The following is a 10,166-nucleotide window of genomic DNA, read 5'->3' as shown; positions in this document are numbered from 1 at the left end:
CCTCCCTGTATCCGCCGCAGGCGGCGGTCGTCGCTGTTGCGCATTTTTTGTGCTTCTCCCATTTACGGCTCCGCCGATGATTTCACCTTTCTGCTGAACTTCACGCCCTGCAAAAACGTAACACCCGCTGCGAAGCAGCAAGTCGGAGAAACGAGAAAAAAGCTTTTAGCGCAGCGGCCAGCTTTTTTCCGTTTCGACCTCTCCTTCGGGGTCTGAAAGGGGCGAGCAGCCCCTTTCTTGCAACAGCGACGACCGCCGCCTGCGGCGGATACAGGGAGGAGCTGTTGGGGCAGCGGCCAGCAGGATGCGAGCGGTAGCGAAGCAGACGCTGGGAGCCGCAACCCGTCGGTTCCCGCGCCTCGAAAGTAGCGGGTGCTTTTCTGGTTCTCTTTTGGCACGCAAAAGAGAACTTAGCCTCACCGCAACCACGATTTAACCCGCGCCACAAGCGCGTGATCGATCCCTCTCAGAAATGCCCCTCAAAGTCCCCTTCGATCTCATAGGGCCAGCTGAGGATGCCCCCGAGGTCATAGATATTGGTATACCCCAGCGCATCCAGCTTCTGGACTGCATCCGCGCTGCGGCGTCCGGTGCGGCAGTAGACCAGCCACGGCGCATCCTTATCGGGCAGCACCTCAGCGGCACGGCTCATCACCTCGCCCAGCGGCAGCAGCTTTGCCCCCGGGATATGTCCCACTGCGTATTCATCCGGCTCCCGCACGTCCACTGCCTGTGCCTTTTTCGCGTCCAGCAGACGGATGGCGGCTGCGGGGTCGATCTTCTGTATCATAGGTGTCTCTCCTTATCGTCTCTTGTTGTATCATCTTATGATAACAGATATTTTTTGCTCTCGCAAGATGCCGCTTCCCTCTCGCGGTATTTTTCCCGGTCCCCCTCGGATGCTGCCGAAAGGAAGGTTTTTTCACTTTCCAAAAGCGGGACGCCGTGGTATACTGAAAGACGAATAAGGAGAGAGACCGCTATGAAATTTTCCACCAAGAGCCGCTATGCGCTGCGGCTGATGGCCGAGCTGGCCCGCTATGCGCCGGGCACCACCGTCTCCCTGAAGGAGATCAGCGAGCGCCAGCAGCTGAGCTTGAAATATCTCGAACAGATCGTCACCCCGCTGGCCCGCGTGGGCCTCGTCAAGAGCGAGCGGGGCAGTCAGGGCGGCTACCGCCTGACCAAGGCCCCCGCCGACTACACCGCCGGCGAGATCCTGCGGGCCATCGAGGGCAGCGTCGCCCCCATCCCCTGCCTCGGCAGCGTGACCAACGAGTGCCCCATGTCCGACCAGTGCTTCACCCTGCCCTTCTGGGCGGGCCTCGACGAGGTCATCAACCAGTACATCGACAGCGTGACCCTCGAGCAGCTGGCCCAAAGCCTCCCGTCCGTCAACGAGGGCTGCGGCTGCTGCGGCGCCAAGTCCTGATTTTTCTGCCCCGGGATTGACTCCGCGCCCAAAAAAAGGTATACTGTTTAGGTATCACCGCCGGGGTGTTGCGCAGTTGGTAGCGCGCCTGCTTTGGGAGCAGGAGGCCGCGAGTTCGAGTCTCGCCACTCCGACCAGACAAAAATAATCCGAACTTATTTCCAATAGGAGATGGGTTCGGATTATTTATTTTCTTCGGAAATCTCAATAGAGGTTCCCGGCAGAAGATGAAATCCGAAATCATAGATTGACCGATACAAACTAGACAATGATTTCAGGAGGACAGGATTATGAAGTACGATGCAAGAGCTTGCAAGTTTAACATGGACACCGGGTGCGTGGAGTTGCTACTCCGGGATGGGCGCAAAATTTCCATTGATTGCACCGGGGTCGAGAATGCGCTGGATGTCACTATGGCGCAGAGGGCAGAATTGGATTACCTCATCTACAACGACCCGCTGGCGTATGCTGAACTGATTCTGAACGGCGAACCGGAGGAATATTTGAAGAACGTGGCTGGGAGTCACGGACTAGAGGACTGAACGCAAAAACAGGGTGCGCCCTGCCGGACGCACCCTGAAAATCCACACACGATAAGTAAGGCAGGGAGTTCCCCATCGGGAACTTCCTGTTTTTCTTTGCCGGAGAGATGAGCCTGTTCTGCCTGCCACGCAGCAAACTCCCGCTGACCTTCCTCGCTGTTCCAGCAGGCAAGAATCGCCGGGTAGAATGCCCGTGCCAGACGTTCGATGGCTTCATCGGGGTAAGGGGAAAGATTTGTGGATTTTTTCTTCTTGTTCAAACGCACACTCCTCTGATCGTCCCACTGCAGCGAAGGCGGGCGGGAAAATCAGGATTCCATTTCACATCAGGCGCAAGGGCGCAGATGGCTTCCGCCCTGCACTTGCGGCTGGTGGCTCGTTGATGGCTTACAAGTGCCTGTCGTTATGCGACCTTTTCATCGTTCAGCAGTTCTTCAAACTGTGCCATATATGCCTTGTGCTGTTTGAGAATCTTCGTGGTCTCCACTTTCACATAGGCATCATCAGGCACCTTGGGGAGATACTTCATCAGAAAATCAACATCCTGCTGGATTCGCCGGACGGCAGCTTCCAGTGCAGAATAGTTGATTCCGTAGATTCGTTTCTGCGGAGCAGGGCGGTCCTCCGGGTGCAGAATCTCGTGCACGATCTGTTTGCGGTTCGGAAAATCTGCTCTGGCAAGACGGTGCATATCGGCATCACGGACTTTGAACTGCCCGGACAAGATTTTCTCCTGCATACCGGGTATCATCTGATCCATGATCTGAACGCCTCGCATGAACTTTTCAGAACGGGCAACATAGGATTCGCTGACATTGTGTTGCTCCGCAATCTGCTTACGGACGCTGTTTTCCGTAGCAGTGGGAGGAATTGTGTCATTTTGACACAATTCCTCTTGAACAGATTCCTGCGTGGCTGTCGTGTACTGATTGTTGCCGTTTCCACCGGGCTTTCGATGCTCTACACTGTACTGTTTTCCAATGAGAAACTTCTTCTGCTCCGGCGTGAGGTTGCGCCGCCCCAGCTGATTCTTGCAGATCCATGCGAGGACTTCTTCTCTGCTTTCAAACGGGAGCGGCATGGTGGAGAAAGAGATTTCAGGATGCTCCTGAACGATTTCATAACGATTATGACCATCAACAAGTGTGTTGTTCCACACGATCAAAGGAGAGAGCAGCTTGCCTTCCTTGAGGATGTTTTCTTCCAGCTGCTTGTATTCATCGTCCGTCAGCGGCGGAATCTGATTCTGGAACTCCGGGTCGATTTTCAGATTGATCATACGCACACTCCTTTATCTCTCATGCTGCGCCGGTTCTTCCTCCCGGAAAAACAGCGCAACATTCTGCTTTGCGGTTTTCAGCTTGAGCAGTTCCTCTTTGGCTTCCTTGTACTGCTCGTAGAATTTTGCCTTTTCGGATGCCAGCTGCGCATACTCGGCTTCCAGTTTCTTCGGGCTGGGCAGCTTGGCGATATCATTTGCCTTGAAATAGGCTGCTGCCGCCCGGTGCGCTGTCAGCTCTGCACGGTGCTGTTCTTCAAAGGCTGCGGGTCGTTTTGCAGCTTTTAACTGCTGTGCGACGCTCTTGGTGCTGGCGTAGGCTGCGACCTGATAGCGCAGCTCTTTGTTGACCTTCATGCGGCCTTCGAGGTCTTTCACCACCGCCAGCGAATCGTGGAACTTGGTGTCAAGCTCTGCGATTCTCTGGTCGAGTGCGTCCTCGTCAGTCAAGCCCTTTTCTTCTAGGAGAATCAAGGTCTGTGCCATGGCTTTGAGGTTGTGTTTTTTCGCCCAACGCTCGTAGCCGATACCCTTGCCCTGCTTCAGCTTCGCTTGGATGTCGATCAGTTTCCTGATGGCATCCTGCTTGGATTGTCCCTTGGGTTTGCGTTCGGCGTTTGCCTGCAACGTGGCAAGCACTGCCGCCTTATCGAACTTGTCACCGAGATGTTTCGCTCGGATAAACTTCGTTCTGCCAGAGGGCAGATAGCTGAGTTGTCCACGGCTTTCCTTGACGGCAATGCCATACTGCTGCATGAGCCTGTCAGAAAATTCTTCAAAGCTGGCAGCACGGTACAATACCGAAGAAATCTGTTTCCGTAAAGTGTCTTTCACGGTTTCAAACTTCTTCTGCCGGGGCGGTTGTCCAGCTGCGGTGAGGGCTGCGTTCTCACGGTCAAGTTTCAACTGGCCACGCCTACGCGCCCAATACTCAGCTTCGCTGACACGCTCTTTCGAGCCGTTGAGCAGGTCAATCTGGTACAGTCCGGCACCCTCACACAGCTCCATGACCTCAACACGCAAGTGCCGCATGGTCTGGGCGGTGCTGGAATGCTTCATGCCCTCGCGCCAGTCGCGGGGCTTCTGCATATAGGGTTTGCGCTCCACTTCTCGTGTTCGGATGCTGCCGATCACGATGTGGACGTGGATATTTCCCGAATGGTTGTGCCCATCCGGGTGAGTGCAGACGATGGCGGGATGACCGGGAAAGTTTTCTTTGCAGAACTGCAAACCGAGGGCTTGCGCTTTCTCCATGGTCAAGCCGTTTTCAACTGCATCCCGTGGGTCAAAGCTGATGATATACTGGTGGCTCTTGATATCTTCCGGGTGGTTGTTCTTGTTGTACTTTCGGTTTGCCAGCAGACAGGCAGTTGCAAACGAGAAATCGCCGCACTCAAGGGTGTCGAGCAGGTACGAATCCCGCAGCTTCGGCTTTCCCTGTTCATCCAAAAGTGGCTTCCCGGTGAACGCATCATGCTGGTAAACGAGGTACGTTTCGATGGCGGTGTAGTCCGAGTTTTTAGAGCTTATATGCTTGAGCGTTGCCATACAGTTCACCCAGAACTTTCTCGGCGTGCAGCCGAAATGCGGTCAGGTCTGCAAGTTCGTCAAGGAGTTTCGCCCGGATCTGCTCGGTGTCTGCACCGCCGGAATTGAAGTGCCTTGCAAGCTGGTTGAGGTTGCCGCCCACCTTGCTGCACTGGGCAAGCAAGGTGGAAACAGCGGTCAGGGTTTCTTCTCCGCCGCCTGCAACGATGACCGTTTTCTCGATCTTGACGTTGTGGATGGCACGGCGGATAAAAGTGGAGAGGGAGAGATTCAGGAGTTTGCAAGTGAGTTCCAGTGACGTTTTTTCCTCCGCTGTCACACGGAACTTGATGATGTGCGTTTTGTTGTTCGGCGTGTCGTGGCGGTGGGTCGTGCTAGGATTTGCTTTGACATTCGTTTTGGTCATTGTACCTCCTGTCTGTTCGATAACTCCTCGGTGAAGTTATGTAAAGCACGACACGCCGTTGCTGTTCGCACCGTCAGGTGCGAACCATGAGCAGGGTTTGGGGCAGGCACGCCCCAACAAGATCACTTCGGAAATGCAGACGCATTGAAGAAGTGAAGTCCCGGAGGAACACAAGATTTTCAAGAATTGAAAATTTGTGGCCACGGGACGGTTCTTGCCCTCTACCGCTGCGCTCAAAATCAACTTTCGACAAATGTTTCCGAATTGTTAAGGCGCAAAAATAAGTAGAGGTGGTGCTGCTCATGTAAGGGGGTCACCGTTTACTCCGAACGAAGTTCCTGCCCCTGTTTTGCAGCGGCGTTGTCCGGCTCGCCCACAGAAAGTGTAAGGTCATGGCACGGTATCACGTTCAGACGGCTTATGAAGGATTCAAGGTACAGCTTCCCGGAAAAGAAAAATACCGCCCACGCAGCGCAGCGATGGATTTTGTCGGGTGAATCGGCGGCAAAATGAATCGGGTGTGTTGCGGGACGGTACGTTCTTTCCGAGGTGATTATCCGCTGAAAGTGGTGGTTATCACGGTGAGAACCACCACTTTTTCAGCAGGATTTGGAATAAAGGGTATCATGGAAGCGTGGGTACGTCAAGATGGTTTTGCAAAATTTATCACGATAAAGCGACAATAGTAAGACTTCTGTTAAAACAGTTATTCTTTGTCGATAGTTTCTTTCCTCATCATTCGTGCAAAGTCAGCCAAAAAGAAAACCGGGCTGCTCTATTCATAAATGAAAGAACAGCCCGGTTGAAAGGGAGAACGCTCCTATCAGCCCATCAGTGCGCTCCACGCCATACTGAAAGGCATCACTAGGATCAAGGCAGGCATCAAGTCAACGAGGGGAACTGACTTGATTTTAGAGACGCGGAAACCCGCAGCCATTGTTAAAATGCCGCCGCAAGCCGACAAATCCGCAAACATTGTGGGGGTCAAATAAGCGGATAAAGTGCGACCAACCATGTATACGACAAGAAGAATCGCACACTGCGGCAAAGGAATTGCGCATATGGATTTACCCAAGGAAGCCGCAAAGATCATTGCCGTGAATCCATCAAGAACAGCCTTGGACATCAATAGGCTTGGATCGCCTGTGATGCCCTCTGTCAGAGTGCTGTACCATCCAAAGCCGGAACAGCAGAACAGCGCGACCGCTGTGATGTAAAATTCCATATCAATGTCCTCCCCACCAAGATGGAGTACCCGAACAAGGTTATGAAAAAATTTACTTGTCCACTGTTCAAGATGCAGAAGATGGCCAATCGTAAAGCCGACCAGAATCGCTAACACGACCGCAGTCATTCCAGATGCTTTGATAATGGAATTGACACCGATTGCAATGGAACAGAAACCGAAAAGAGTCGGCAGATTGTCTTTTAGTCCCCGCGGGAGAATCTTTCCAAGATATGTTCCCAGTAGACCGCCAAGCAGCACGGCGGCACAGTTTGTCAAAACCCCAATCGGCATATGTCAACCTCACATTCTTTCTTGTTACCAATCTTTTACCGCACCGTCAAAGGCACGGCGGGCAGCGTTGCTGCCACGTTCCCTCGCCGGATAAAGCTCCTCAGCATCATCTGCCAGCTCCACGCCAATGCCGGGAGCATCGGGGATGAGCATACAGCCGTTCTCATAACGCAGCGGCTCCTTGACCATCTTATCCTCTGCACCGTTCAGACAGAAACCGGGAAGTTCCTGAATGCCCAGATTCGGAATGGAAGCGCAAATCTGCAAACAGGCCGCCGTAGAGACCGGGCCAAGCGGATTGTGCGGAATCACTAGAACATCATGTGCTTCTGCCAGTGCAGCAATCTTCTTGCTGGTAGTGATGCCGCCCACAGCGCACACATCGGGACGGATATACTGGCAGACATGGCGAGCCATCAGCACTTCGCACTCACGCAGGTCAATGGCACGTTCGCCAGTAGCAATCGGCACACCGATTTTGCTTGCAACTTCGGCCATAGTATCTACATTGTCCGGCGGAACAGGGTCTTCCAGAATCATCGGACGGTAAGGCTCAACTGCACGACCAAAAGCGACCGCCTCCGGCAGTGTCATGCCGCGATGAACTTCCAGAATGAAATCGAAATCAGGGCCGACCGCTTCCCGGCAGACACGCACCTTTTCAACTTCCCGCTCGATGCGGCTGGAAAAGAACTCGCCCTTGCCGTCCGGAGAACTTGTGGGGCCGTTGCAGAAAATTTTAGCCGCAGTAAAGCCCATCTGCTGCAACTGCTGATACTGTGCAGCCAGCTCATTCTTATCTTCCGTGATGTGCATCACCGAAGCATAGACGCGCACCTTATCACGGGTCTTACCGCCCAGCAGTTCATAGACAGGAACACCCAGTGCTTTGCCTTTGATATCCCACAGCGCAATGTCAATGGCAGAAATTGCGCTCATGATGACCGAGCCACGGAAATAGACCGACCTCAGAAAATTTTGATTGAAATCTTCAATTCGGAAGGGGTCTTTTCCAATGAGATAGTCGGCAAATTTTTCAATTGCTGCTGCGGTCGCCTGCAGATAGCCCCAGTTGCCCGCTTCGCCCAAGCCCACGATACCAGCATCGGTATAGACTTGAACAAACAGATAATGCTTGGCAAAGCGCAGTTTTACATCTGTGATCTTCATGAATTATCCTCCTGCAAATGTTCCCGGAAGAACTGGATATGTTTTTTGAGTGCGCGCTCCCAACCGGGAGTGCGGTTTGTCGTGAACCCGTGCATGGCTTCCGGGATCCGCTGTGCTGTTACGCAGACACCTGCCTTGACCAGACGCAATGCAAAAGCTTCTGTATCGTCTCGCAGACTATCCTCGCCTGCGGAAAGGATAAGACACTCAGGAAATGCAGCAAGTGCAGTCTCATCTGCCTTGAGCGGCGAACACAGCGGATCGGCAGGATCGGCATCGCCAACATAAAAATCGGTATACAGTTTCTCCGTCTGGGCGCGTTTGACCCAGAATTCGTTAGTCTGCAACTCCGGTGAGAGCCGATTTACAGGATCGACCGTGTTGTCCACAGGAAAATATTCAAGCAATGCGCAGCAGGGCTTCAGGTGATGCGCTTCCGCATCTTTGATAAGTGCGGCAGCGACAAGATTTCCGCCTGCGCTGTGACCAGCCAGCACGATTTTTTGAGGGTCGATTCCAAGTTCTTCCGCATGATCAAAGGCGTAAGCGATGATACCGTACGTCTCCTCGACTGCTGCCGGAAACGCCTGTTCCGGTGCAAGGCAGTAGTCCACATCCCAGACAAGGCAGTTCAGCTGCTCCATCAGGGTGCAGCAATAGCGGCGGTCACGGTCAGTGCGGCCCTTGATAAAGCCGCCGCCGTGGAAGTTCAACAGCAGGGTTACTTTGGCAGGCAGATGTTCCGGACGTTCCTCGAACACATGGACTTTGCGGCCATCGGCCACTTCGACCCACATTTCTTTTTCGGTGCCGGGCAGAGCGGCCAGCTCTTCCGGGCTGACCGGACCAAATCGGTCGCGGCTGCGCACGGTATTGGCCATAGCGACTTTTTCTTCTAACGTCATAGGATTTTGCGCTCCTTTTCACAGGATCAGAATGCAGGAAGCACCGTCATGGTGTAGAAAATATAGACGAAGGGTAGGATCAGCGTGATGAGTGCACCGCTCTTGACGATGGCTTTCAGGTCGTAACCGCCGTCTGCCATGCACATGGGCACTGCGGGGGTAGCCATCGGGGTCAGGAAGGCAGTCAGAGAACCGGCATTGACAAGAATCACAAGGCCGGTGGGATTTGCGCCCAGAGCGGAGCAGGTCAGCAGGCAGATAGGAACGAAGACTGCGGAGACAGAACGGTTCAGCATGAACTGAGTGAGCAAGAAGGGGATGATAAAGAACAGGGCACCGAGGACATAGTTGTTGTGAGTACCACCAACGACTGTTGCCAACGTCTGACCGATCATGTCACCTGCACCGGTATTGGTCAGTGCAGTACCCAGAGCCAGTGCGCCGACAAAGAGCATCAGCATATCCCAAGGAATATCGCGGAGAGCGGACTTCTGATCGACTACGCCGAACAGAACCATCAGCAGACTGCCGACCAGCGCAACGAACCAAGTGGTCAGATGCAGCTGAGGTGCAAAGATCAGGCAAATAATCGTTGCAAAGAACAGGAAGATACCAATCTTATCCACAACAGGGCTGAGCTTCTGCTGAGCTTTGCCAGAATCCTTTTTCTCCAGTGCCTCAATGGGAACGACCGGCTGCTTCGGAGTAAACTTCGGGCCAAGGAAAATTGCCCAGAGAGGAACAACGATAAGGACAGGCCATGCGGCGATCGTAAAATCAATGGGACGGACACTCATTCCAGTAAAGCCATAGGTTTCCATGAAACCAGTGAACTGACCAGCCATCTGGATAGAGGTTGCCAGTGGAAGGATACCGCAGCAAGCCACACAGACGACCATAATGGGGAACATATACTGCGTACGGCTGTTTCCGGTCTTGTCGCACAGTGCTGCCAGCAGAGGGCTGATGATCGCATAAACGACCATGGGGCTGGAAATGAAGTTGGTGAGCAGAACTGCCAGAAGGATGTAACCAAAGTAAGCCATTTTGAAGCTGCCATGCGTCAGCTTCATGATGCTGTTACACATACCGTCCACCAGAGAGGTACGGCGGAAACCCGCTGCTACAATAAACATACATGCCATCAGCAGGGTGTTCACATTAGAAAAGCCGGACAATGCACCGGCATCATCAATACAGCCGGTGATGTACAGGGCGGCCATTGAGATCAATGCAGTAAGCCACATGGGGATCTTGTTCAGCATATAGCTGACCAGCGTTGCCGCAAAGATCACCATACAGATGATCATTTGAGTATTCATAGATTTGTTTTCCTTTCCTGATATGAAAACGGTTCGATTTCAA

General features: G+C 53.3%; 12 protein-coding genes and 1 tRNA gene. 4 read left to right on the top strand and 9 right to left on the bottom strand.

Going from position 1 to position 10,166, the window contains the following annotated elements; all coding sequences use genetic code 11:
• Nucleotides 1-216 (top strand): hypothetical protein (locus LKD23_RS09710; protein WP_227621478.1); only part of this gene is annotated, 216 nt, incomplete at its 5' end.
• A gap of 250 nt (nt 217-466) precedes the next feature.
• On the opposite strand, the gene LKD23_RS09705 is transcribed toward LKD23_RS09710, so the two are convergent.
• Nucleotides 467-790 (bottom strand): rhodanese-like domain-containing protein, encoded by a 324-nt coding sequence (locus LKD23_RS09705; protein ID WP_227621477.1) that lies wholly within the window; start codon nt 788-790, stop codon nt 467-469.
• A 192-nt stretch (nt 791-982) separates the two neighbouring features.
• Here LKD23_RS09705 and LKD23_RS09700 point away from each other — a divergent pair, with 192 nt between their 5' ends.
• The 3 genes from LKD23_RS09700 (at nt 983) to LKD23_RS09690 (ending at nt 1,974) form a co-directional block, all read left to right on the top strand.
• On the top strand, nt 983-1,432 hold the full coding sequence (locus tag LKD23_RS09700; RefSeq protein WP_227621476.1) for an RrF2 family transcriptional regulator: 450 nt from the start codon (nt 983-985) through the stop codon (nt 1,430-1,432).
• A 61-nt stretch (nt 1,433-1,493) separates the two neighbouring features.
• Nucleotides 1,494-1,569, top strand: a tRNA-Pro gene (locus tag LKD23_RS09695).
• 153 nt (nt 1,570-1,722) lie between these two features.
• The gene (locus LKD23_RS09690; RefSeq protein WP_156075125.1) at nt 1,723-1,974 is read left to right on the top strand and encodes a DUF6061 family protein; all 252 of its coding nucleotides are present in this window, start codon (nt 1,723-1,725) and stop codon (nt 1,972-1,974) included.
• Here LKD23_RS09690 and LKD23_RS09685 read toward each other — a convergent pair.
• The 8 genes from LKD23_RS09685 to LKD23_RS09650 form a co-directional block, all read right to left on the bottom strand.
• Complete coding sequence (locus tag LKD23_RS09685; protein WP_223453523.1) at nt 1,956-2,234, bottom strand: transposase; 279 nt, start codon at nt 2,232-2,234, stop codon at nt 1,956-1,958. The genes LKD23_RS09690 and LKD23_RS09685 overlap by 19 nt on opposite strands.
• Nucleotides 2,235-2,377: 143 nt before the next feature.
• Nucleotides 2,378-3,253 (bottom strand): ParB N-terminal domain-containing protein, encoded by an 876-nt coding sequence (locus tag LKD23_RS09680; protein WP_156075124.1) that lies wholly within the window; start codon nt 3,251-3,253, stop codon nt 2,378-2,380.
• A 12-nt stretch (nt 3,254-3,265) separates the two neighbouring features.
• Entirely contained in the window at nt 3,266-4,801 is a 1,536-nt protein-coding gene (locus LKD23_RS09675; protein ID WP_156075123.1) for a relaxase/mobilization nuclease domain-containing protein, read from the bottom strand.
• Complete coding sequence (locus LKD23_RS09670; protein ID WP_117477403.1) at nt 4,773-5,207, bottom strand: plasmid mobilization protein; 435 nt, start codon at nt 5,205-5,207, stop codon at nt 4,773-4,775. The genes LKD23_RS09675 and LKD23_RS09670 overlap by 29 nt, the downstream gene beginning before the upstream one ends.
• Nucleotides 5,208-6,030: 823 nt before the next feature.
• Nucleotides 6,031-6,726: a DUF554 domain-containing protein gene (locus tag LKD23_RS09665; protein ID WP_156075122.1), complete on the bottom strand. Its 696-nt coding sequence runs from the start codon at nt 6,724-6,726 to the stop codon at nt 6,031-6,033.
• A 24-nt stretch (nt 6,727-6,750) separates the two neighbouring features.
• On the bottom strand, nt 6,751-7,896 hold the full coding sequence (locus tag LKD23_RS09660; protein ID WP_156075121.1) for a mandelate racemase/muconate lactonizing enzyme family protein: 1,146 nt from the start codon (nt 7,894-7,896) through the stop codon (nt 6,751-6,753).
• Complete coding sequence (locus tag LKD23_RS09655) at nt 7,893-8,801, bottom strand: alpha/beta hydrolase (RefSeq protein ID WP_207677550.1); 909 nt, start codon at nt 8,799-8,801, stop codon at nt 7,893-7,895. The genes LKD23_RS09660 and LKD23_RS09655 overlap by 4 nt, the downstream gene beginning before the upstream one ends.
• A 26-nt stretch (nt 8,802-8,827) precedes the next feature.
• A complete protein-coding gene (locus LKD23_RS09650) occupies nt 8,828-10,123 on the bottom strand; it encodes an SLC13 family permease (RefSeq protein WP_227621475.1) in 1,296 nt (431 codons plus the stop codon).
• Between the last annotated feature and the right edge of the window lie 43 nt (nt 10,124-10,166).

Source organism: Faecalibacterium butyricigenerans (assembly GCF_020687345.1).
GTDB classification, from domain to species: Bacteria; Bacillota; Clostridia; order Oscillospirales; family Ruminococcaceae; genus Faecalibacterium; species Faecalibacterium butyricigenerans.
This window is presented reverse-complemented; position numbering and strand designations above follow the sequence as displayed.